Origin of the sequence: Bradyrhizobium sp. sBnM-33, from assembly GCF_032917945.1 — a bacterium.
In the GTDB taxonomy this organism is placed as follows: domain Bacteria; phylum Pseudomonadota; class Alphaproteobacteria; order Rhizobiales; family Xanthobacteraceae; genus Bradyrhizobium.
Map to the genome: position 1 here is coordinate 6,690,963 of NZ_CP136624.1, position 22,746 is coordinate 6,713,708.

General features: G+C 61.0%; 16 protein-coding genes and 2 pseudogenes. 12 read left to right on the plus strand and 6 right to left on the minus strand.

Going from position 1 to position 22,746, the window contains the following annotated elements; genetic code table 11:
* Positions 1–49 precede the first annotated feature (49 nt).
* The 4 genes and pseudogenes from RX328_RS31685 to RX328_RS31700 form a co-directional block, all read right to left on the minus strand.
* A complete protein-coding gene (locus tag RX328_RS31685; RefSeq protein ID WP_249726413.1) occupies positions 50–862 on the minus strand; it encodes a hypothetical protein in 813 nt (270 codons plus the stop codon).
* Between the two features lie 336 nt (positions 863–1,198).
* Positions 1,199–1,979: pseudogene (locus RX328_RS31690) on the minus strand (NYN domain-containing protein).
* 139 nt (positions 1,980–2,118) lie between these two features.
* Positions 2,119–2,967 (minus strand): IclR family transcriptional regulator, encoded by an 849-nt coding sequence (locus tag RX328_RS31695; RefSeq protein ID WP_213251826.1) that lies wholly within the window; start codon positions 2,965–2,967, stop codon positions 2,119–2,121.
* A gap of 210 nt (positions 2,968–3,177) precedes the next feature.
* A complete protein-coding gene (locus RX328_RS31700; protein ID WP_213251825.1) occupies positions 3,178–5,343 on the minus strand; it encodes an acetate--CoA ligase family protein in 2,166 nt (721 codons plus the stop codon).
* Positions 5,344–5,562: 219 nt separating this feature from the next.
* Here RX328_RS31700 and RX328_RS31705 point away from each other — a divergent pair, with 219 nt between their 5' ends.
* The 10 genes and pseudogenes from RX328_RS31705 (at position 5,563) to RX328_RS31750 (ending at position 16,902) form a co-directional block, all read left to right on the plus strand.
* Positions 5,563–6,258, plus strand: a complete 696-nt coding sequence (locus RX328_RS31705; RefSeq protein WP_051379524.1) for a GntR family transcriptional regulator — start codon at positions 5,563–5,565, stop codon at positions 6,256–6,258.
* A gap of 66 nt (positions 6,259–6,324) precedes the next feature.
* Positions 6,325–8,054 (plus strand): annotated as a pseudogene (gene oxc / locus RX328_RS31710) (oxalyl-CoA decarboxylase).
* Positions 8,055–8,211: 157 nt separating this feature from the next.
* On the plus strand, positions 8,212–9,489 hold the full coding sequence (frc, locus tag RX328_RS31715) for a formyl-CoA transferase (RefSeq protein WP_213251824.1): 1,278 nt from the start codon (positions 8,212–8,214) through the stop codon (positions 9,487–9,489).
* Positions 9,490–9,695: 206 nt separating this feature from the next.
* Positions 9,696–9,833: a hypothetical protein gene (locus RX328_RS31720; protein WP_213251823.1), complete on the plus strand. Its 138-nt coding sequence runs from the start codon at positions 9,696–9,698 to the stop codon at positions 9,831–9,833.
* A gap of 535 nt (positions 9,834–10,368) precedes the next feature.
* Positions 10,369–11,379, plus strand: coding sequence for a Bug family tripartite tricarboxylate transporter substrate binding protein (locus RX328_RS31725; protein WP_213251822.1), 1,011 nt, complete (start codon positions 10,369–10,371; stop codon positions 11,377–11,379).
* A gap of 80 nt (positions 11,380–11,459) precedes the next feature.
* The gene (locus RX328_RS31730) at positions 11,460–11,957 is read left to right on the plus strand and encodes a tripartite tricarboxylate transporter TctB family protein (RefSeq protein WP_213251821.1); all 498 of its coding nucleotides are present in this window, start codon (positions 11,460–11,462) and stop codon (positions 11,955–11,957) included.
* Between the two features lie 32 nt (positions 11,958–11,989).
* Positions 11,990–13,492 (plus strand): tripartite tricarboxylate transporter permease, encoded by a 1,503-nt coding sequence (locus RX328_RS31735; RefSeq protein ID WP_213251820.1) that lies wholly within the window; start codon positions 11,990–11,992, stop codon positions 13,490–13,492.
* Between the two features lie 205 nt (positions 13,493–13,697).
* Complete coding sequence (gene oxlT, locus RX328_RS31740; protein WP_213251819.1) at positions 13,698–14,990, plus strand: oxalate/formate MFS antiporter; 1,293 nt, start codon at positions 13,698–13,700, stop codon at positions 14,988–14,990.
* A 269-nt stretch (positions 14,991–15,259) separates the two neighbouring features.
* Positions 15,260–15,691, plus strand: coding sequence for a CBS domain-containing protein (locus tag RX328_RS31745; protein WP_213251818.1), 432 nt, complete (start codon positions 15,260–15,262; stop codon positions 15,689–15,691).
* Positions 15,692–15,846: 155 nt separating this feature from the next.
* Positions 15,847–16,902 carry a ketopantoate reductase family protein gene (locus tag RX328_RS31750; RefSeq protein ID WP_213251817.1) on the plus strand — a complete coding sequence of 352 codons (1,056 nt, stop codon included), beginning with the start codon at positions 15,847–15,849 and terminating at the stop codon, positions 16,900–16,902.
* A 224-nt stretch (positions 16,903–17,126) separates the two neighbouring features.
* Here RX328_RS31750 and RX328_RS31755 read toward each other — a convergent pair whose 3' ends face one another.
* On the minus strand, positions 17,127–18,284 hold the full coding sequence (locus tag RX328_RS31755) for an FAD-dependent monooxygenase (protein ID WP_213251816.1): 1,158 nt from the start codon (positions 18,282–18,284) through the stop codon (positions 17,127–17,129).
* A gap of 51 nt (positions 18,285–18,335) precedes the next feature.
* The gene (locus RX328_RS31760) at positions 18,336–19,532 is read right to left on the minus strand and encodes an ABC transporter substrate-binding protein (protein ID WP_213251815.1); all 1,197 of its coding nucleotides are present in this window, start codon (positions 19,530–19,532) and stop codon (positions 18,336–18,338) included.
* Positions 19,533–19,723: 191 nt separating this feature from the next.
* Here RX328_RS31760 and RX328_RS31765 point away from each other — a divergent pair, with 191 nt between their 5' ends.
* Both RX328_RS31765 and RX328_RS31770 read left to right on the plus strand, forming a co-directional pair.
* The gene (locus tag RX328_RS31765) at positions 19,724–21,277 is read left to right on the plus strand and encodes a winged helix-turn-helix domain-containing tetratricopeptide repeat protein (RefSeq protein WP_410734078.1); all 1,554 of its coding nucleotides are present in this window, start codon (positions 19,724–19,726) and stop codon (positions 21,275–21,277) included.
* Positions 21,278–21,579: 302 nt separating this feature from the next.
* Positions 21,580–22,725 (plus strand): fructose-1,6-bisphosphatase, encoded by a 1,146-nt coding sequence (locus RX328_RS31770; protein WP_213251813.1) that lies wholly within the window; start codon positions 21,580–21,582, stop codon positions 22,723–22,725.
* Positions 22,726–22,746 lie beyond the last annotated feature (21 nt).

A 22,746-nucleotide genomic window follows, 5' to 3' on the forward strand; every position in this document is an offset into this window, starting at 1 on the left:
GTCTTTCGGATCAATTGCGAGCAGCGCGCGGCAGGCTTCTTTGATTTCATCAGATGAAGGACGCGAAATGGAGGCCCCGGAATTCGATTGCTCCCAACGGTCGTCGACATCTTTGGCCAAGGCCATGGCTTGCGCGTCTTTGGGTTGGTCTCGCCAGCGGGTGGTCCAACGGAAACGTCGGCCATGTGGCGGGTGGCTGTTCGCTGCGCCACTCGCTCTGGTTCCCTAGCGCGGCCTTGAATGTCGAATTCGCTCCTTGTCCTACTCGCCCGGGCTGGCCTGTTGAACCGAGCTGGCTTGCCATCTGACCAACTTGTTGTTCTAAGGTTCCACCGGACGACTTTGCGCCGCCCGCCGACATATCCGGCGTCATGGTGGACAGAATCGAGGGCCCCGCTGTTGGCATGATCGTTTGAATGGTTTTCGCCATCGAGGCTGTGCCGGGCGTTATCGGCATCTTCCGCAAGGCTACGTCTTGTTCCTCCGAAACCGGGCATCTCCTGAATGCAGCATGCCGATGTGCAATCCGACCGTCGTCGTCGATACGGGCAAGGTCGACCGCCACCGTGTAAACGAAGTCGCGGTACTCGGCATAATGGCCGGATTTATCTTTCGCCCTAACGGTGCCGCAAACGTACTCCGCCCCGTCGTCTTCAACCGATCGCAACGCACTAAAATCCGCCGATACCGGATCGATCAGCAAACGAGTAACTGCAGTGCGAGCTTTGGAGTGCTTCGTTGCGAAAATCATGCCCAGCGAGTAGTCGGGTGTGATCAAAGAAGGCCGATACTGAAAGGCGTTCATCCCCGCGAATAATGCTGCGCCGATGGCGGCCGAGATGATTGCGGCGGGTATGTTCATATGTGCAGCTCCGAGACCCCGCGCCCGCAACCATCATCATCGCGAAAAGCGTCGCTCCTGCCGTAGAGCTAGAGAGATGACGGCGATTAACAGCGAGAGAATCTAAAGTTGTAGTTCTATCTATTCGCCACTTTAAAGCGCGCCGCCTTAATGAACGGTAAAACCAAGTGCACAGCTGTCCAATGGAACTCTGTGGTTGTGTGTTGTCTGATGAAGAAAGAGACGTGCTTTGACCCACGAGCCAGTGTGAAGGAGGTCTGCTGTTGGTGCCAAAAGCGGACCCGTGCCATGCCGCTAATCATGGATGGCTTGTGGTTGCGCCCGTTTCGGTCGGGCTCAAACAGCCTTCGGTTTACTCACCCGCGGGTTTCGAGCGGTTCGTGTCTTCGGAGGTGATCCGGCGGTGGGCTTGATCCGAATTCGCATCGATCCACCCTTGGGCTGGTCGATCTCGAAAGAATTTGTCTTTCGCACGAGGTCGCTCAGCTTGCGGGAGCCGAAGGTCCTCGAATCGAAATCGGGGCCAGGTTGGTAATCTGTTTTCCGACTTCCCCAAGATCGACCCACCCGTCTTCGCTTTCCATCTGGGCGATGACCTTCTTGATGATAGAGGTGGCTTCATCAGGGGATTGCAGCGGCTGCGACCTCGAGGCGGCATCCTGAGTGTTGGCCGTGCTGCCAAGCAGGTTCTCGGTATAGAAGAATCTTCGGCAGGCCTGCCTGAAGCTTTCCGGCGTCTTCTGCGCGCCGAACCCGAACACATCGACGCCGTGCTCCCGGATGCGGGCGGCAAGTCGCGTAAAATCGCTGTCGGAAGACACCAGGCAGAATCCGTCGAACCGACCGCTGTGAAGCAGATCCATCGCGTCGATGACCAGGGTTATGTCGGACGCATTCCTTCCAGTCGTATAGGCGAACTGCTGCTGCGGTATGATGGCGTGCTTCGACAGAATATCGGCCCAGGCCTTGGATCGGGCATTGGAGAAGTCGCCGTAGATGCGGCGAACGCTGGCCTCGCCGATCTTGGCGATCTCCTCAGACCATCCGCAATCTTTGCGGACGCATTGTCGGCATCGATCAGAACCGCGAGACGGGGCGAGCGGGTTTCAGAAGGCATGAATTTTCCCAATCGCTGAATCGAAGGACACCGTCCCTCGAAGCCGCGCCATGGACAGCGATGCATGGATATACTGATGTCGGGGCTCTCGCCGCCAGACCTAATTTCTCTCGGCGGCAATGACGGACCGCAACCCGGCTCAGGCCGACTTCGCCCCAGGCATCACGCCACCGAGCGCCGCCGTTAATTCCGCCGCCACCTCCCGCACCGTCTGCCCGAGTATCGGCAGCCGCTCGTCGGTCAGTCGACTGGTCATGCCGGAGACGGAGATCGCGGCTAAGGGCTCGGCGCAGTCGTTATAGACCACGGCGGCGATGCAGCGCAGGCCCATGCAGGCCTCCTCATCGTCGATGGCGTAGCCTTGGCGGCGGATCTTCTCGAGCTCCCTGAACAGCTCGCCCGGCCGCACGATCGACTTTTCCGTCAGCCGGGGCATGCCGTGATTATGGATGATCGCGCTGACGTCGTCGTTGGAATAGGTCGCGAGCACTGCCTTGCCGACGCCGGAGGCCACCATCGCGACGCGGCCGCCAACCTTGGTCAGCGAACGCATGATCTCGCGGCTTTCCATGCGCGTCAGCACGATGATCGATTCATCATCGACCACGGCGAGATTGGCAGTTTCCCGCGTCAAGTCGCGCAGCTTGCGCAAGTAAGGCACCGCCTGCGCCGTGAAATTGCGGCGGCGTGCGAACGTCGCCCCTACCGAAAAGCAGCGCGCTCCGACATGCCATTTCGATTCGGTGCGGTCGAACTGCACGAAGCGGCGGCTTTCCAACGTGCCGAGCAGGCGATGCACGGTCGAGGTCGAGAGCCCGGTGCGGATGGCGAGATCGCTTAAGCGGTAACCTTCGTCGTCTTCGGCGAGCGTCTCGATGATCGAGAGCGCGCGGTCGACGGACTGGACGCCGCTGTCGCGGACATCGGCTTCGTGGTCTGCGGTGGATTTAGGCTCGACGGCCTTGCGCCGGATCACGTCTCTCTTCATCGCGACCTGCATCCATCCGTACTGCGCCGTAGCATGGGTAGAGCGAAGCGAAACCCATCATCACATGACCAGTGCTACCGGTATTGATGGGCATCGCTTCGCTCCACCCATCCTACGGGCCCTCCCCGCTGCGGGCGAGTTTACCGAACGTCATCAGATGAAAATGCCGCCTCGGATGGTTTTCCGAAGCGGCATTTACTGTTGATAATCTCAGAGCAAGCCGGCGCCGCGTGCCCATTTGTACTTGGCGCCGAGCACCTCGACCGGCAGTTCGGTCGAATAGGCATAGGCCGGGATGCCGTTTTGGTAGAGATATTCGGCGGCTTCCTCGACCTCGACGTCGCCGGCAAGCGAGGCGACGATCGGCTTCACAAAACCCTTGGCCTCCATCTCCTTCTTCACCTCGACCATGTTGCGGGCAAACACCATCGGCGGGGTGACGATGGTGTGCCAGTAGCCGAGGATCAGCGAATGGATGCGCTCATCCGACAGGCCGAGCTTCACGGTGTTGATGTAGGTGATCGGCGGCTCGCCGCCGGTGATATCCACAGGATTTCCAGCCGCGCCGAACGGCGGGATGAACTTTCTGAACGCGGCGTCGAGATCCGGCGGCATCGACATCAGCGAAAGGCCGTTGTCGACGCAGGAGTCCGACAGCAGCACGCCCGAGCCACCGGCACCTGTGATGATCAGCACGTTCTCGCCTTTCGGCGTCGGCAGCACCGGCATGCCGCGCGCGAATTCGAGCAATTGCCGCAAGCTGCGGGCGCGGATCACGCCCGACTGCTTGAAGACGTCCTCATATATCTTGTCGTTGCCGGCGAGCGCGCCGGTATGCGACGAGGCCGCCTTGGCGCCGGCCGAGGTGCGGCCCGCCTTCAGCACCACCACCGGCTTTTTCTTGGAGACGCGCTTGGCCGCCTCCGCAAAAGCACGGCCGTCTTTCAAGTCTTCGCAGTGCTGGGCGATCAGGTTGGTATTGGGGTCCTGCTCGAAGAACGCCAGCAAATCGTCCTCGTCGATGTCAGACTTGTTGCCGAGACCGACGATCGCCGACACGCCCATTTTCGCCGAGCGCGAAAAACCGATGATCGCCATCCCGATGCCGCCGGATTGCGACGACAAAGCCGCATGGCCCTTGACGTCGTAGGCGGTGCAGAACGTGGCGCAGAGGTTCGACCAGGTATAATAGAAGCCGTAGATGTTCGGCCCCATCAGGCGAACGTTGTACTTCTTGCCGACCTCGACGATTTCGGCCTGCAATTCAGGCGCGCCGGCTTCGGCAAAGCCCGACGGGATCAGCACGGCGCCGGGAATTTTCTTCTCGCCGCATTCGGCGAGCGCACCGGCGACGAATTTTGCGGGAATCGCAAACACCGCCGTGTCGATCACGCCGGGCACGTCCTTGACGCTCTTGTAGGCCTTGTAACCGAGAATATCGGCCGCCTTCGGATGGATCGGATAGATCTCGCCCTTGTAGCCGCCGTTGATGAGGTTCTTCATCACGGAGTTGCCGATCTTGCCGTCCTCGGCGGAGGCGCCGATCACGGCAACGCCCTTCGGCTGCATGATGCGGTTCATGGCCGCGACGATTTCTTCGGTCGGGCGCGGCGCCGGACGCGGTTTGTAATCGAAATCGACGACGATGCGCACGTCGGCTGCAATCGCGTCCTTCTTGGTGGCGAACACCGGATTGAGATCGAGTTCAACGATTTCGGGGAAGTCGCTGACGAGCTGCGAGACCTTGACGATGACATCAGCCAGCGCATCGCGGCTGACCGGATCGCCACCGCGCACGCCCTTCAGCATGTCATGGGCCTGGATGCCGTCGAGCATCGACAGCGCATCGTCCTTGGTCGCGGGCGCGAGGCGGAAGGTGATGTCCTTCAAGACCTCGACCAGCACGCCGCCGAGGCCGAACGCCACCAGCTTGCCGAACGAGCCGTCGGTAATGGAGCCGACGATGACCTCGGTGCCACCGGCCAGCATCTGCTGGACCTGGATGCCCTCGATCTTCGCGTCGGCCTTATACTTCTTCGCATTAGCGAGAATGGTGTCATAGGCCTCCTCAGCATCGGACGCGGTCTTGACCCCGACCATGACGCCGCCGGCTTCGGTCTTGTGGAGAATGTCCGGCGAGACGATCTTCATCACCACCGGGAAGCCCATGCTGGATGCGATCTTGGATGCATCAGCGGCAGACTTGGCCACGCCCTCTTTGGGAACCGGAATGCCATAAGCATCGCACACCACCTTGCCTTCCGGCGCAGTGAGGCTCGTGCGCTTCTCGGCTTTCACCGTATCGAGCACCCGGCGGACAGCCTGTTGGGCGCTCGGCTCGACGATCTTGCGGGCCGCATCTGCAGAATTTGACATTGGCTTCCTCCTGGGGCTAGTTTTATGGCATTTGGTATGCCAGAGATTAGATTGTCAAGGTAAACTATCGCGCAGAAACAGCGAAAACGCGGGCATCTTGACATCCTGGTATTTGGTATGCCAAAAATCTTCGGGTGTTTCTTCTGCTAAGAAGACGTCTCCAAAACAGGGAGGAGACGAGTCGTGCCCGCACGTAAACAAACCAAGGCGCCGCCTGTCATGGCTGAGGCAGATATCGCAATCGTCCGGATTGCGCCTGAGACGAGCTTCAAGAACAAGGCCTACGAGGCCTTGAAGGAAGCTATTCTCAAGATGGATATCTATGCGACTCCCGAGCAAGTGATGCTCGACGAGCGCGCGCTGTCCGAACGCCTCGGCGTAAGCCGCACCCCTATTCGCGAAGCCATCGCGATGCTGGAACAGGATGGCTTCGTCAAAACCGTGCCGCGTCGCGGCATCGTCGTGGTTCGCCGCACCAAGACCGAGATCGTCGACATGATCCGCGCCTGGGCCGCACTCGAGAGCATGGCGGCGCGCCTGATCACGACCACCGCGCGCAAGAAGGACATCACCGCGCTGCGCGATTTCTTTAAGGACTTTGGCAAGGACCGGCTGCCGCAGGATCATGTCGAGGAATACTCCAAGGCCAATATCGCGTTCCATCAGGCGCTGATCTCGCTTTCGGAATCGCCGGTGCTGGTCGATCTGACCAACGATCTCCTGCTGCATGTGCGGGGCTACCGGCAATTGACCATCGGACGGAAGGACCGCACCGCGACCTCGCTGCCCGAACATCTTGGCATCATCGAAGCGCTGGAAGCACGCGACACCGAACTCGCCGAGAAGCGCGCGCGCGACCACACGCTGGGCCTAGCCGCCTACGTCGAAGCGCACGGGCAGGAACTTTTTAGCTAGACGAACCTTCGCACCAGAAGACGACGAAAAATCGTCCGAACCAAAACGATCAGGGAGATGAAGCCCATGCTGAATACCGCGACCAAGTCCGAAGCACCGGGCACCGAGCAAGAACTGACGGATGGCTTTCATCTCGTCATCGACGCGCTCAAGCTCAACGGCATCAGTACCATCTATGGTGTGCCGGGCATCCCGATCACCGACCTCGGACGCATGATGCAGGCCGCGGGCATGCGCGTATTGTCGTTCCGCCACGAGCAGAACGCCGGCTACGCGGCTTCGATCGCCGGCTTTCTCACCAAAAAACCGGGCGTCTGCCTCACGGTCTCGGCGCCCGGCTTCCTCAACGGCCTCACTGCGCTGGCCCACGCCACCACCAATTGCTTCCCGATGATCCTGATCTCGGGTTCCTCCGAGCGCGAGATCGTTGACCTGCAGCAGGGCGACTATGAAGAGATGGACCAGCTTGCGATCGCCAAGCCGCTCTGCAAGGCAGCGTTCCGCGTGCTGCATGCCGCCGACATCGGTATCGGTCTTGCCCGCGCGATCCGCGCCGCGGTGTCGGGACGTCCGGGCGGCGTCTATCTCGACCTGCCGGCGAAGCTTTTCGGCCAGGTGATGGATGCCGGCGCCGGCGCGAAGTCGCTGGTGAAGGTGATCGACGCAGCCCCCGCCCAGATCCCTGCCCCCTCAGCCGTCAAGCGCGCGCTCGACGTGTTCAAGGGCGCCAAGCGCCCCCTCATCATTCTCGGTAAGGGCGCGGCTTACGCGCAGGCCGACGACGAGATCCGCGCCTTCGTCGAAAAGACCGGCGCACCGTTCCTGCAGATGAGCATGGCCAAGGGCCTGCTGCCCGATACGCACGCGCAGTCGGCCGGTGCGGCGCGCTCGACAGTGCTGAAGGACGCCGACGTCGTCATGCTGATCGGCGCCCGCCTCAACTGGCTGTTGTCGCACGGCAAGGGCAAGACCTGGGGCGATGCGCCGAAGAAATTCATCCAGGTCGACATCGAGCCGAAGGAGATGGATTCCAACGTCGAGATCGCGGCCCCCGTGGTCGGCGATATCGGCTCCTGCGTGTCCGCTCTGCTCGAGGGCATGGGCAGCAACTGGCCGGCCGCGCCAGCCGACTGGGTCTCGACCGTCAACAAGAAGCGTGACGACAACGTCGCCAAGATGGCGCCGAAGCTGATGAGCAACGCTTCCCCGATGGATTATCACGGCGCGCTCGGCGCACTGCGCACCATCATCAAGGAACGGCCGGACGCCATCCTGGTCAATGAAGGCGCCAACACGCTCGATCTCGCCCGCGGCGTCATCGACATGTACAAGCCGCGCAAGCGGCTCGACGTCGGCACCTGGGGCGTGATGGGCATCGGCATGGGCTATTCGATCGCAGCCGCAGTCGAAACCGGCAAGCCGGTGCTCGCGGTCGAAGGCGACTCGGCGTTCGGCTTCTCCGGCATGGAGATCGAGACCATCTGCCGCTACCAGCTTCCGGTCTGCATCGTCATCTTCAACAATGACGGCATCTATCGCGGCACCGACGTCAACACCGGCGGTTCGGATCCGGCGACGACGGGTTCGTCAAGGGCTCGCGCTACGACAAGATGATGGAAGCCTTCGGCGGCGTCGGCATCAACGCCACCTCGCCCGACGAATTGAAGCGCGCCGTCAACGCGGCGATGGATTCCGGCAAGCCGACGCTGATCAACGCCGTGATCGATCCGGCGGCAGGCTCGGAGAGCGGCCGCATCGGCAACCTCAATCCGCAGAGCGTTCTGAAAAAGAAGTGAATTGATCAACCCATCGGCGTCATTCCCCGCGCAGGCGGGGATCCAGTAACCGCCGAACCATCGTGTGACGAAGGCTGCGTCCGACTGAACCGACGGTGACTACTGGATGCCCGCCTCCGCGGGCATGACGGCACAAGATAGTAAGAGGAGAGAACATATGTCTAAGGCGCTCACGGGCGTTCGCATTCTCGATTTCACCCACGTCCAGTCGGGCCCGACCTGCACGCAATTGCTGGCGTGGTTCGGCGCCGACGTGATCAAGGTCGAGCGCCCCGGCGTCGGCGACATCACGCGCGGTCAGTTGCAGGATATCCCGAACGTGGACAGCCTGTATTTCACCATGCTGAACCACAACAAGCGTTCGATCACGCTCGACACCAAGAACCCGAAGGGCAAGGAAGTCCTCACCGCGCTGATCAAGAGCTGCGACGTGCTGGTGGAAAACTTCGGCCCCGGCGTGCTCGACCGCATGGGCTTCCCCTGGGAGAAGATTCACAGCATCAACCCGAAGATGATCGTGGCCTCGATCAAGGGTTTTGGCCCCGGCCCGTATGAAGACTGCAAAGTGTACGAAAACGTCGCGCAGTGCACCGGCGGCGCCGCCTCGACCACCGGCTTCCGCGACGGACTGCCGCTCGTCACCGGCGCGCAGATCGGCGACAGCGGCACCGGGTTGCATCTGGCGCTCGGCATCGTCACCGCGCTCTATCAGCGCACGCACTCGGGCAAGGGCCAGCGCGTTACCGCGGCAATGCAGGACGGCGTGTTGAACCTTGCGCGCGTAAAGCTGCGCGACCAGCAGCGCCTCGCCCATGGGCCGCTGAAGGAATACAGCCAGTATGGCGAAGGCATTCCGTTCGGCGATGCCGTGCCGCGCGCCGGCAACGATTCCGGCGGCGGTCAGCCCGGCCGTATCCTGAAGTGCAAGGGCTGGGAGACCGATCCGAACGCCTACATCTATTTCATCACCCAGGCCCCGGTCTGGGAGAAGATCTGCGACGTGATCGGCGAACCCGGCTGGAAGACCGATCCGAACTACGCCAAGCCCCCGGCTCGCCTGCCGCGGCTGAACGAAATCTTCGCCCGCATCGAACAGTGGACGATGACCAAGACCAAGTTCGAGGCGATGGAGATCCTCAACAAGGACGACATCCCCTGCGGCCCGATCCTGTCGATGAAGGAACTGGCGGAAGACCAGTCGCTGCGTGCCACCGGCACCGTGGTCGAGGTCGATCACCCAACCCGCGGCAAGTACATCTCGGTCGGCAATCCGATCAAGCTGTCGGACTCACCGAGCGAAGTGACCCGCTCGCCGCTGCTCGGTGAGCACACCGACGAAATCCTACGCCAGGTCCTCGGCTTCAGCGATCACCAGGTCGCCGAAATCCACGACTCCGGCGCACTCGACCCGCCGCGCAAGCAGGCGGCCGAATAAGCAGTCTGGGATTCTGGAATACAAAGGCCGCCGGTTTCCGGCGGCCTTTTTCATTCTGGAGTGCCAGCGGCTCAGCTCATTGCTGCATTGCAACCATCTGATTGCTGCTATGCAAACAAAGCCATTGCTGCTGGTATCTGGTATACATAAGCTGTCCTCGTACCGCGAAAGCGAGGCTCCTCCGCCACTTCAGAAAGGGGACATCCATGTCCAAGACTGCATCCATCGGCCTCCTGCCCTCCAGTACCCTGTTCGGCCGCCTGATGGCTTCCATCGACCGCCTTCTGATCGCGAGCAGCCGCGTTGCGGTTCGCAGCGGCGACCTCCCCCCTTTCGGCCTCTGATGCTTCTCCAATAAGGGCTTTTTCGCGCGACCCCGCGAAATCCCATGGCAATCTTAGGTTGCATTTCCATCAACGGCCCCGGTTTCCGGGGCCGTTTTCGTTTTCCGCTCACCGATTGCCTGTTTGGGCGCCACCTGCGACAAATTGGCCGGGTCTTCTATCGAAACCAAAAACCATTTGCATGGTGGCATATCATATACAACAATGCTCAGAACGCTCATACCAGAACAAGGGCGCATACCAGGGGGAGCTAGGCCGTGCAGTCCGCAAGGGACAGCGAAGGCGATATCGCAAGGAACAGGCAGCGCGAGCGTGCCTTCCCCTCTTCTTGCGCTTCTCAGATTCACAATTGGCCGAAAAGAGCGGATGCCGCCCGATCAGGCCCCTCGTACAATTCGAACCTGCGGGAGTCGCGTTGAGGCAACCATTGCGGCGCGACGATCATGGGTGCATGAAGACCTGATCTTTTGATCGGGAATGAACTTAATAAGCCGGCAAAGAACGGCGTAACCACAGTTCGACGGGAGTGAAGCAAATGAGGCGTTCTACACAATTTGCGTTAGGAACGATTGCAGCGCTGTGCGCAAGCAGCGCCACGGCTCCTGCAATTGCGGCGTGGGAACCGGTGCGGCCTGTCGAATTTATCGTTCCCGCCGGCACAGGCGGCGGCGCCGACCAGATGGCGCGCACGATCCAGGGCATTGTCACCAAGCACAATCTGATGAAGCAGCCGCTGGTCGTCATCAACAAGTCGGGCGGCGCCGGCGGCGAAGGTTTCCTCGACGTCAAGGGATCGGGCGGAAATCCGCACAAGATCATCATCACGCTCTCCAACCTCTTCACCACTCCGCTTGCCACCGGAATACCGTTTAGCTGGAAAGATCTCACGCCGGTCGCGATGCTGGCACTGGATGAATTCGTGCTGTGGGTGAACGCCGACAAGCCGTACAAGACGGCGAAGGAGTACATCGACGCCGTGAAGGCCGCACCCGCCGGCTCGATCAAGATGGGCGGCACCGGCTCGAAGCAGGAAGATCAGATCATCACTGTCGCCGTGGAAAAAGCTGTCGGCACCAAGTTCACCTACATTCCCTACAAGGGCGGCGGCGAAGTCGCCGTTCAACTCGTCGGCAACCACGTCGATTCGACCGTCAACAATCCGATCGAGGCGGTCGCGCAATGGCGCGGCGGCAAGCTGCGCCCCCTCTGCGTTTTTGATTCAAAGCCGATGGCCTACGACGAGCCGATCGCGGACGGCAAGGCCTGGAAGGACATTCCGACCTGCAAGTCGGCAGGTCTCGACATGGAATATCTGATGCTGCGCGGCATCTTCATGTCGCCCAGGGCCACCAAGGACCAAGTCGAGTATTATGTCGATCTGTTCAAGAAAATTCGCGCCACTCCTGAGTGGCAGGACTTCATGAAGAGCGGCGCCTTCAACACGACCTTCCTGACCGGCGCAGAATACGCCAAATGGGTCGAGGCCGAGGACAAGCGTCATCAGGTTCTGATGAAAGAGGCCGGTTTCCTCGCTCCGAGCAACTGACCGAGAAGCACTGATCGATTGGGGTAGCAACGCAGACGTCGGGCTCGGTTTCCGCGGGCTTGATTGCGCATGGAGTTTCGATGACAACAGGCAGTTCGAGCAACACCGGCCCGACCCACAAGCTCGTGGAAGCAGGCGTCACCCTACTGATCGCCCTGTTCGGAGTGATCGTGATCGCCGGCAGCCTCAAGGCGGGGATCAATTGGGGCGCTGAGGGCCCCCGCGCCGGGTTCTTCCCATTCTATATCGGGCTTTTCATCGTCGCTTCCAGCGGGATCAATCTGTGGAACGGGCTGCGCGAAGACAATGACGGACTGTTCGCGGAGTGGGGACAGCTTCGTCAGGTTCTGAGCGTCGTCATTCCGACAGCCATCTATGTCGGCGCTATGCCATTCACTGGGCTCTACGTCGCTTCGATCATCTTCATCGCATGGTTCATGCGATGGCTGGGCAAATACCGCTGGCTTACCGTGCTGGCGGTGGCGTTCGGCATGCCCATTGTCACCTACTTCATTTTCGAACGCTGGTTCATGGTCCCGCTTCCCAAGGGGCCGGTTGAAGAGTGGCTCGATCTGTAACTTCGACGCTCAGTCAGGATTGGATTATCGGGATGGAAGAACTCGTCAATCTTTTTCACGGCTTTGCAGTCGCGCTGCAGCCGTTCAATATCATGGTGATGGTCCTCGGCATCGTGCTCGGCGTCATCATCGGCGTGCTCCCGGGACTGGGCGGCGCCAACGGCGTTGCCATCCTGTTGCCGCTGACATTCTCGATGCCGCCGACCTCGGCCATCATCATGCTGTCCTGCATTTACTGGGGCGCGTTGTTCGGCGGAGCGATCACCTCGATTCTCTTCAACATACCCGGCGAACCATGGTCGGTAGCCACCACGTTCGACGGCTATCCGATGGCGCAGCAGGGCAAGGCCGGCGAAGCACTGACGGCCGCCTTCACCTCCTCCTTCGTCGGCGCGCTGTTCGCAGTCGTCATGATCACGCTGGTCGCGCCGTTGGTTGCAGGTTTTGCACTGCAATTCGGGCCTGCGGAGAAATTCGCGGTCTATTTCCTGGCGTTCTGCAGCTTCGTCGGCCTCAGTAAGGAGCCACCGTTCAAGACCATCGCGGCCATGATGATCGGCTTTGCGCTTGCCGCTGTTGGACTCGATTCCATCACCGGCCAGCTGCGGCTGACATTCGGCTTCACCCCATTGCTGAACGGGTTCGACTTCCTCATCGCGGTGATTGGACTGTTCGGTATCGGCGAAATCCTGCTGACGATGGAAGAAGGGCTCGCCTTCCGCGGTGGAAAAGCCAAGATCAATCTGCGGGTCGTGCTGCAGACCTGGAAGGAATTGCCCAAATACTGGATGACCTCGTTGCGCTCCTGCTTCATCGGCTGCTGGATGGGCGTTACGCCGGCGGGCGCTACTCCGGCCTCGTTCATGAGCTACGGCATCGCCAAGCGCATGGCGAAGAACGGCAAGAACTTCGGCAAGGGCGAGATCGAAGGCGTGGTCGCGCCGGAAACCGCGGCCCACGCCGCGGGCACCTCCGCCCTGCTGCCGATGCTCTCGCTCGGCGTGCCGGGCTCTCCGACGGCTGCGGTGTTGCTCGGCGGCCTGTTGATCTGGGGCCTGCAGCCCGGACCGATGCTGTTTGTCGAACAGAAGGAATTCGTCTGGGGCCTGATCGCCTCGATGTATCTCGGCAACATTGTCGGCCTGATTGTCGTGCTGACCTGCGTGCCGATCTTCGCGGCAATCCTGCGCGTGCCCTTCAGCATCATTGCACCGCTTATCCTGGTGCTCTGCGCGATCGGCGCCTATTCAGTCCATAGCAGCACATTTGACGTCATGCTGATGCTGGTGTTCGGCGTGATCGGTTATCTGCTCAAGAAGTGCAACTATCCCCTCGCGCCGCTGGTGCTGGCGATCGTGCTCGGCGACAAGGCCGAAGAGGCCTTCCGCCAATCGCTTCTGGGATCCCAGGGATCGTTTGGGGTATTCCTTTCCAATCCGCTGGTCAGCACGATCATGATCCTGGGATTGATCGCGCTGTTCTGGTCGCTCATTCAGGAAGGATATAGCCGCCTGCGATCTGCGGCGACCGCATGATTAAGCTGTAAACGAAGCAACAGCCTTAGATCACTCTCGACGAAAGGGCCGCGCAACTGCGCGGCCCTTTTTGTTTGTGCAGCTTTTCACCGACGCGGGGAATTCTTAGAACACGTGCAATTTTCTCTTGTCTACTGGCATAACATATACCACAGTCGCGCCGAGCTGTCGGGCAACGATAGAACAGCAGCGCTTTGGAGGAAAAATGACGGATACAGTGCACGGAGCAGCCCCCGTCGCGGAGGCTCGAGTGAGCGATGCCTATCGCTGGACTCAATTGGCCATAGGCGTCGCCGCAATGGTGATGATCGCGAACTACCAATATGGTTGGACGTTCTTCGTCCCCGACATCCAGCAGAAATTCGGATGGGATCGCGCCTCAATCCAGTGGGCATTTACGCTGTTCGTGCTGTTCGAGACCTGGCTGGTGCCGGTCGAGGGCTGGTTCGTCGATAAATACGGCCCGCGCCTCGTCGTCCTGATCGGCGGCATCCTCTGCGCCATCGGATGGGCGATCAACGCCCAGGCGACCACGCTCAACGGCTTCTATCTAGGCATGATCATCGCAGGCATCGGCGCGGGTGGCGTGTACGGCACCTGCGTCGGCAACGCGCTGAAATGGTTTCCCGACAAGCGCGGCCTTGCTGCCGGCATCACCGCCGCCGGATTCGGCGCAGGCTCGGCGCTGACCGTTGCGCCGATCCAGGCCATGATCAAGGACTCCGGCTTCCAGACCACCTTCCTCTATTTCGGTCTCGGCCAAGGCATCATCATCGTCATTCTCGCCTTCCTGATGTTCTCGCCGAAAGCGGGACAGGTGCCAACGGTTCAGAACAGCAACGTGATCCAGACCCGGCGCAACTATCAACCCACGGAAGTGATCCGTCAGCCGATCTTCTGGCTGATGTATTTCATGTTCGTGATCGTCGGCGCCGGCGGATTGATGGTGACCGCCAACCTCAAGCCGATCGCCGTCGACTGGAAAGTCGACAGCGTACCGGTGACGCTGATGGCGGTGACGATGACAGCCGTGACGTTCGCAGCCACCATCGATCGCGTCCTCAACGGCCTGACCCGTCCGTTCTTCGGCTGGATCTCCGACATGATCGGCCGCGAGAACACCATGTTCATCGCCTTCGGCATGGAGGGCATCGGCATCTGGGGTCTCTACATGCTGGGCCACGACCCGGTCTGGTTCGTGCTGCTGTCGGGCTTCGTGTTCTTTGCTTGGGGCGAGATCTATTCCCTCTTCCCATCGACCTGCACCGACACATTCGGCTCGAAGTTCGCGGCGACCAATGCCGGCCTGCTCTACACGGCAAAGGGCACCGCGGCGCTTTTGGTGCCGGTGGCGAACTACATGCAGCAGTCGTCGGGCACCTGGGACACCGTGTTCATCGTCGCGGCCGGCGCGAATATCCTGGCCTCGCTGCTGGCGATCGCGGTGCTAAAACCTTGGCGCAAGTCGGTGGTCGCCAAATCGCAGATTGCGGCCTGACCTCACTGCTACACCTCAGGAACAAGGCGCGCTCACCCTCCGGGTGGGCGCGTTTTCTTTTGGCGACCGAGAGTTCTGGCATACCTGACGCCACCGGAGACCGATAAACCCGAGGTCCCCTCCTTCTGGAATGTCATGGCGCTTCCAGAAACGTCAACAATATTGCCTATTTATCTCGATCTCACGCGCGAGAATTCCACGTTCCGCGTGTTGACAATTGGCATTATGTATACCAGACTTGATGCAGTACTCACCCCAAGGAGGTTGCCATGCAAGTCGAAGATATCCTGCGCAAGAAAGCCGCCCGTGTCGCAACGGTCCGTATGAACGAGACCGTCGCCATTGCCGCACAACTGATGCGCTCCGGCAATATCAGCGCGCTGGTCGTGAAGGATGTCGTCCGCACCGAAGGCAACACGGCGGTCGGCATGTTCACCGAACGCGACGTGGTTCGCGCGATAGCCGAATACGGCGCAGCCGGCGTGAACATGCGCGTTTCGCAATTCATTTCGGTGCAGCAGCTTGTCTCCTGCACCTCGACGGATACGCTCGAGCATGTCCGTCACCTCATGAGCAAGCACCACATCCGCCACGTCCCGGTGATCGACAATTACAGCCTGATCGGCGTGATCAGCATTCGCGACATCACGACCGCGTTTGACGACGAGGCAACGCCCTTCAAGTTGGCCGCGTCGGCCTGACAGGTCGCTTCGAACCTCGCCGGCATTCTTGGGGCACTCCCAGGGAAGGCGGTATCGCACCGCAAAACTCGGCCTTAACTCCTGTCGCAAAACAGGCGCTCGCAAATCTGCGCCGGAGTGGTGGCGCGCCGGAAAGCAACATCTGTGGGGGGCGCATGGCGCGTGACATTCTGATCCTTGGAGCCTCGTACGGCTCATTGCTGGCGACAAAGCTTTTGATGGCGGGTCGCAACGTGACCCTGGTTTGCCGAAAGCAGACGGCAGAACTCATCAATCGCGACGGCACGGAAGTTCGCATCAAGCTGCGCGACGAGGCGGCCCACCGGCCGATCTTCTCGCGCGACCTGCCTGGGATCCTGGACGCGGTCGAGCCCGCCGACGTCGATCCTTCCCGTTACGATCTGGTTGGTCTTGCCATGCAGGAACCGCAATATACCAACCCTGCGGTCCAGGCTCTGATGATCAAAATCGCCGAGGCGAAGCTGCCTTGTCTTTCGATCATGAACATGCCGCCCTTGCCCTACCTCAAACGGATCCCGGCCCTCGCGAAAATGGAATTGGAGGAGGCCTATACCAACGCCGCGGTGTGGGAGCGCTTCCAGCCGGGGCTGGTGACGCTCTGCTCGCCCGATCCGCAGGCCTTCCGCCCGCCGGAAGAGGCGGCGAACGTGCTTCATGTCGGCCTGCCCACTAACTTCAAGGCTGCGTCATTTGCGGATGAGAAACATAACCTGCTGCTTCGGGAGCTCGAAGCCGACATCGATGCAGTGAAGCTGGACGGTCAGGACGTTCCGGTGAAGCTCAAAGTGTTCAATTCGATGTTCGTCCCTCTGGCAAAATGGTCGATGCTGTTGACGGGGAATTATCGCTGCATCACGCCGCAGGAGCCGCAATCGATCCGCGACGCGGTGCACGGCGATATCAATCTCTCGCAGTCGATCTATGACCATGTCGATGCCATTGCCCAGCGTCTGGGCGCCGATCCCACGGATCAGGTCCCTTTCGAGAAATACGCCAAAGCTGCGGAAAGCCTTCTCAAGCCCTCGTCGGCGGCCCGGGCGGTCGCTGGTGGCTCGCCTTCTATCGAGCGCGTCGACCTGCTGGTGAAGCTGATTTCGCATCAGCTTGGCGTACCCAATGCCGAAATCGACCGCACGGTCCAGATCGTCAATCAGAAACTGAATGAGAGCGTCGCCACCGTATCTGCTTAGAGCCACCACCAGTGTCTTGGCACCGGGCGCCGTGATCGAACGTCACCTGAAACCTAGGGCGTGAACCATTAATTCGGACTGATCGGCCGATGTGCGCTTTGGCGCGCATGCCGGACCCAAGCCGGAAACCGCCCCGCTTCCGAAAAGTGCCACGAGCGGACGTCTACCGAAGCTGTCTTAGCTCCGCTACGGCCCAAAGGAGGCGACGTCGTGACCCTGTCGGACTACAGCAATGACGCCGCTGCCTCCTCGGCATCGTATGGAAAGATCCATGCCGCCGCCGACATCCAGCCTCGCATCCTTTCGGCCTGCTTCGATGGATCGTCGTCTGCGGATCGATAGAACCGGCCGGCCAGGCGCGAGGCGGCTTGCACGCGGCTGGTCCGCTCCAATCTCAGATCCTGGTAAGCCTTCAATCGCGCCGGGATCTCGTCTCGTTTTGCGTGCTCGAGCAAAACAGCCAGCGCGAAGCCGTCCTCGATGGCTTGTCCGGCGCCTTGGCCGAAATGCGGCACCATTGGATGAGCGGCATCACCGAGAAGGGTGACGCACCCGCGCGACCAGTATGGCAATGGCGGCCGATCATAGATGCCCCAGCGAAACGTCTGGTCGAGCGCAGCGATCATATCTTGGACGGGCGCATCCCAGCCCTCATACGCGCCAGCGAGCGCTTTGATGTCGCCCGTCGCGAACCAGGTTTCCTCCATGTCGCGCGTGCTCGGAACGAACGCGACGACGTTAATCAGGCGCCCCTGCGACACCGGGAAGCAGATGAAGCTGCGACCGTGCCCCATCCACATGTTCAGGCCACGCAATTCTGCGGCCCATGAGAGTTTCTGCGACTGCACGAGGCCTCTATAGGCCACGATGCCTTCGCTGGTCGGGCGCGCCGTCAGGCCTATCTCGCGCTGGACCATCGAATGAATGCCATCAGCCCCTATGACCAGATCCGCTACGCAAACGGCACCATTGGCAAAAGTCAGTCGGGCGCGGGTTTCCGTGTCATCGACGGCAATGCACCGGTACCCAAATCTGACCGTCCCTTTCACCACACCCAGCAGCATGTCGAGAAGCTCGACACGGTGAAACTGATAGCTCTGCATCGCGGGCGCCGAGGGCGGTCTCGGAACGAGCTCTCCCCGTGACGTTCGCAGCGTCAGTCCCTGGCTCGTTGTGGTAATGTTCCCGAGCGCGTCGCAAAGCCCGGTGCGTTTCAGCAAGGTCGCCGCATTCGGGGGAATGGATATGCCGGCGCCGGCCTCACGCGGGGACTCCGCCTCTTCGAAAACCGAAACGTTCATGCCCCGCGCGCGCAATGCGATTGCAGCGGCCAGGCCACCAATTCCCGCGCCAACGATCGCAACATCCAGCCTGTCGTTCATTGCCAATGGTCCGACCATCGAACGTCATCGTCTGTTTGAATCAGGGAGGTGTCAGTCGCCGATGACCTCATCGAGCAGTACCCATCTGGCCCCGTCGAAGCGGGCCATCCTGGCCTTTCGCCATCCAATCCGCTGCGCGGGGGTGATGTTGATTGTCACGCCCGGCAGGAACATCGACAGCTGCAAGTCGCGGACGTTGGTGGCCTGTCTGATCAGATTTTCGCGGGAAAGATCGTCGCCGCATTTCTTCAAGATATCGACGATGATCTGCGCGGTCGCATACGGGAAGACGGCGTCGTCGAGCGGTTCGTTCGGCGCCCACTCCTTCATGAAGGCGCGATACGCCTTCATGCCTTCATCGGCGTCCCACATGGAATCTTCAGGCGACTTCAGCCAGACCGCCGTGACCGCGCCGGTCGAGGCCGCAAGCCCCGCCGGCGCGAGGACCGCCGAAATTCCGCTGACGCCGGACAGCAGGACATGCTGGACTTTCCAGCCGAGCTCGTGCGCCTTGCGGACGGCCTGTGCGGCGAACCGCGCGTTGGAGGCATGAAACAGCGTGTCGGCGCCGGAGGCCTTGAGCGCCACAATTTGTGAATCGATCGTCGGGTCCGTGATGTCGTAGGCAGCCTCACCTACGACCATCGCAGCGTGTGATCCGAGCGCCGCCTTGAAGCCCGCCAAATTGCCCTTTCCGAGGTCGTCATTCTGATAGATGACCGCGATCTTCGCGTCGGGCTTGCTTCGCAGCAGATACTCCGTATAGATCCGGGTCTCGACGGGCTGCGGCATCATGAACGTGGTCGTCCATGGCAGATTGTCGGGGTCGTCGAGCTTCGGGGTGCTGGCAAGCAGCAGGATCTGCGGAACTTGCTTGCTGTTGAGATACCTCGCTACGGCAAGATTGGTCGGAGTGCCGACCGATCCAACGATCGCAAGCACGCCCTCGCCTTCCACCAGCTTGCGCGTCTGCTCCACCGTCTTCGGCGGCGCAAAGGCGTCGTCGAGCGAAATGAGCTTCACTTGGCGGCCATTGATGCCGCCGGCCGCGTTGATCATGCTGAGATAGGCGGCTTCAATCCGGCCGAAACGGCTCAGCGACGAGATCGGCCCGCTATAGGGAACTGTCTGGCCAATCCTGATCTCGGTATCGGTGACGCCGGGGCCGTATCTCTTGTCAGCCCCGGCAACCGGTGAAAGGGTGATGACCGAGAGACTTAGCGCAGCAAGGATCGCCGGACGGATCATGGAGACTGCCTCCTCTTGGTTCGCTTTTGCCGGTTCGCTCGTTGCGACCGTTTCGCTATCCCGCATCGCAGGATGATGCTGTACAATCGGCGCTGCGTCCCGAAACTTCCCCGAAATTTTCCGAACGCGAGCATCACGAGGTGTCCTTGCTCAAGTCATCACAGCATTCGATTGTTGTCGGCGACCGGACGGTGGACTTGGCGCGTGAACTGTTGCTCGACAGAAACGGCAAAGTTGTCCCGCTCCGCCCTCGCGCCTGGCTGGTGCTCCAGCTGCTTGCCGCACGGGCCGGACGGCTGGTCAGCAAGGACGAGATCCTGGATGCGGTCTGGTCGGACTGTGAGGTGACGGAAGACTCCCTCGTCCAGGCCATTGGCGACATCAGGCGCGCCCTGGGAATGGCGGGGCGAGTAGCCCTGAGAACCCTGCCCCGCCGCGGCTACATGCTCGCCGTGGATGGAGAGCCAGTCGACAGCACGCTGCCATCGGCCGTTGCGCCCTCGACACCCTCCGACGTTGGAGACGTATCAGCTTCATCCGCGGTGCCGCATCTGTCCATCGTCGTTCTGCCGTTCACGAGTCTCGGCGGCGATCCCGCGCAGGACTATTTCGTCGATGGCGTGACCGAAAGCCTCACTACGGACCTCTCGCGCATCGCCGGCTCCTTCGTCATCGCGCGCAACACCGCGTTCACGTTCAAGGGAAAAGCCATCGACGTCAGGCAGATCGGCCGCGAGCTTAATGTACGCTATGTGCTGGAAGGGTCGGTGCAGCGCGGCGACAATCGTTTTCGCTTGAATGCTCAGTTGACCGAAACCGAGACCGGAAGTCATGTCTGGGCCGAGCGCTTCGACAAACCGGCCGCTGACCTGTTGGACATGCAGGATGAGATCGTATCCCGGCTCGCCAATACCCTGAATGCGGAGCTCATCAAGGCCGAAGCGCGACGCGCGGAACGGTCGCCACGCCCGGACGCGATGGATTTGTACTTTCAGGGCAGAGCTTTCATCAACAAGGGCGTTACGCCGGCGTTCATGGCGCAAGCGCGAGACTTCTTCGTGCGTGCCCTTGCTCTTGATCCCGGCAATGTCGAAGCCGCGGTCGCCGCGGCCCAGATCGACGTGTCCATGGGCTCAGCCTTCCTGACCGATGACGCATCCGTACACTTTGATGCCGCAGAGAGTGCGTTGAAAAGCGCGCTATTCATTGCGCCCAATCATCCCAGGGCCCACATGCTGCTTGGTGCGGTTCTGCTGCAGACGAACCGCACGGCTCAAGGTATCACCGAATGTCAGCAGTCACTGATGCTGGATAGGAATCTGGCCGATGCCCATGGATTCATCGGGCTTGGCAAATATCAATTGGGTCACGGCGAGGAAGTCGAGGGACATATCCAGGAGGCGCTTCGGCTTTCTCCGCGTGATACGCGCACCTACCTGTGGTTCATGTTTGTCGGGATGGGCAAGCTGACCAGCAACGCGGAGCACGAGGCAATCGACTGGTTTCGCCGGAGCCTCCAGGCCAACCGGAATCACGCGCTCTCACATTTTCAATTCGCAGCCGCGTTGGCGCTGGTGGGAGACCTGAAAGAGGCGCGATCTGTCGCCGCGGCCGGACTCGCGCTCGATCCCAGCTTCACGATCCGCCGCTACCGCATCAACGCCAAAGGCGACAACCCGGCCTATCTCGCCAAACGCGAATGCTTCTACGAGGGGATGCGTTTGGCCGGCCTGCCGGAGGGGTAATGTCAGCCTCGGGATATGAAAGGATGCGCCGTGGATAGCCCAATATCCGCTATGGCCCAACGTCGGACTCGTGCACCGCAGCAAATGTCGTCGCATGACCTGGTATCCCATCACTTCTGGCATGATCTTTACGGTGATCGATGATCCGGCTGCCGGATGAGTCCGGGCTTTTCGAGAACGGCCTTTGTGGAACCTAACGGAACATTAGACGTTCTGTTTCGCGGAAATGAGCAGCGCCGTCGCCCCGGCGCAGCAAGCGCAGACGCCGAGGCGCTGCGCTGCGCTGGCCGGAGGGAAAGCTCATGAGACTCACACTTTCGGTTATCAAGGCCGACATAGGCTCCGTTGGCGGTCACACGAAACCATCTACACGCATGATGGCGGCTGTCGAGGGCGAGGTCGCGAAGGCGATCTGCGATGGCCTGCTGATCGACGCTTTCGTCTGCCACACCGGCGACGACATTGCGATCATCATGACGCACACACGGGGCGAAGGGAGCTCCGAGGTGCATCAACTTGCCTGGAAGGCGTTCCTCGCGGCCACCTCGGTCGCGAAAACCTCCGGGCTTTATGGCGCCGGCCAGGATCTTCTCGTCGACGCACCGTCCGGAAACGTTCGTGGCGCCGGGCCGGGCGTCGCCGAGCTCAGCTTCGACCACAGCCTCTCGGGCTCGAGACCTGCGGAGTCCTTCATGGTGTTCGCCGCCGACAAATGCGGCCCCGGCGCCTACAACCTGCCGCTCTACCTCGCCTTTGCCGATCCAATGTATTGCGCCGGGCTGATGCTGCCCCCGATGATCAAGGGATTCCGTTTCCATGTCATCGACATGGACAACACGGCCGGCGACAGCGTGATCGAACTCGACGCGCCCGCGGATGGCTACCACATTGCCGCGCTGCTCCGCGACAACGAGCGCTTTGGCATTGATCGCATCGTTTCGCGGACCCATGGCGAGGTCGCCGTCGCCGTTTCGGCGCAGCGTCTTCACGCGATCGCAGGCAAGTACACCGGCAAGGACGATCCGGTCGCGATCGTCAGGAACCAGGGGATTTTCCCGGCGCCCGAAGAAATCGTCTCGCCGTTCGCGAAGGCGCATTTCGTGGGCGGCGATGCGCGCGGCTCGCACGTGATGCCGCTCATGCCTGTGCCAATTAACACACCGGTGACAGGCATGTACTGCCTCCCGATCGTTTCCTGCGCCGGCTTCTCGATCGACAAGGACGGCCGATTCTCGGAGTCCTATACCGATTTCTTCGACAACCCGGCGTGGGACGAGGTCCGCCGACGCGCCCAGCGCAAGGCCATCGAGATGCGCAGCCAGGGCTGGTCCGGCGCCGCGATGCTCCCCTATTCCGAGCTGGAGTATGGTGGCTTCCGCGACACCGTGTCCTCACTGCTGAAGCGCTTTCAGGTGCGCAAGGAGCGCAAGCCGGAAGCGGCTGAGTAAGGGACCGCCTGCGAGGTGGGT

Bases quoted from the DNA above. Each gene is read 5' to 3' on its own strand.
- RX328_RS31685 (WP_249726413.1), bottom strand. From the start codon at position 862: ATGAACATACCCGCCGCAATCATCTCGGCCGCCATCGGCGCAGCATTA.
- RX328_RS31695 (WP_213251826.1), bottom strand. From the start codon at position 2,967: ATGAAGAGAGACGTGATCCGGCGCAAGGCCGTCGAGCCTAAATCCACC.
- RX328_RS31700 (WP_213251825.1), bottom strand. From the start codon at position 5,343: ATGTCAAATTCTGCAGATGCGGCCCGCAAGATCGTCGAGCCGAGCGCC.
- RX328_RS31705 (WP_051379524.1), top strand. From the start codon at position 5,563: ATGGCTGAGGCAGATATCGCAATCGTCCGGATTGCGCCTGAGACGAGC.
- frc (WP_213251824.1), top strand. From the start codon at position 8,212: ATGTCTAAGGCGCTCACGGGCGTTCGCATTCTCGATTTCACCCACGTC.
- RX328_RS31720 (WP_213251823.1), top strand. From the start codon at position 9,696: ATGTCCAAGACTGCATCCATCGGCCTCCTGCCCTCCAGTACCCTGTTC.
- RX328_RS31725 (WP_213251822.1), top strand. From the start codon at position 10,369: ATGAGGCGTTCTACACAATTTGCGTTAGGAACGATTGCAGCGCTGTGC.
- RX328_RS31730 (WP_213251821.1), top strand. From the start codon at position 11,460: ATGACAACAGGCAGTTCGAGCAACACCGGCCCGACCCACAAGCTCGTG.
- RX328_RS31735 (WP_213251820.1), top strand. From the start codon at position 11,990: ATGGAAGAACTCGTCAATCTTTTTCACGGCTTTGCAGTCGCGCTGCAG.
- oxlT (WP_213251819.1), top strand. From the start codon at position 13,698: ATGACGGATACAGTGCACGGAGCAGCCCCCGTCGCGGAGGCTCGAGTG.
- RX328_RS31745 (WP_213251818.1), top strand. From the start codon at position 15,260: ATGCAAGTCGAAGATATCCTGCGCAAGAAAGCCGCCCGTGTCGCAACG.
- RX328_RS31750 (WP_213251817.1), top strand. From the start codon at position 15,847: ATGGCGCGTGACATTCTGATCCTTGGAGCCTCGTACGGCTCATTGCTG.
- RX328_RS31755 (WP_213251816.1), bottom strand. From the start codon at position 18,284: ATGAACGACAGGCTGGATGTTGCGATCGTTGGCGCGGGAATTGGTGGC.
- RX328_RS31760 (WP_213251815.1), bottom strand. From the start codon at position 19,532: ATGATCCGTCCGGCGATCCTTGCTGCGCTAAGTCTCTCGGTCATCACC.
- RX328_RS31770 (WP_213251813.1), top strand. From the start codon at position 21,580: ATGAGACTCACACTTTCGGTTATCAAGGCCGACATAGGCTCCGTTGGC.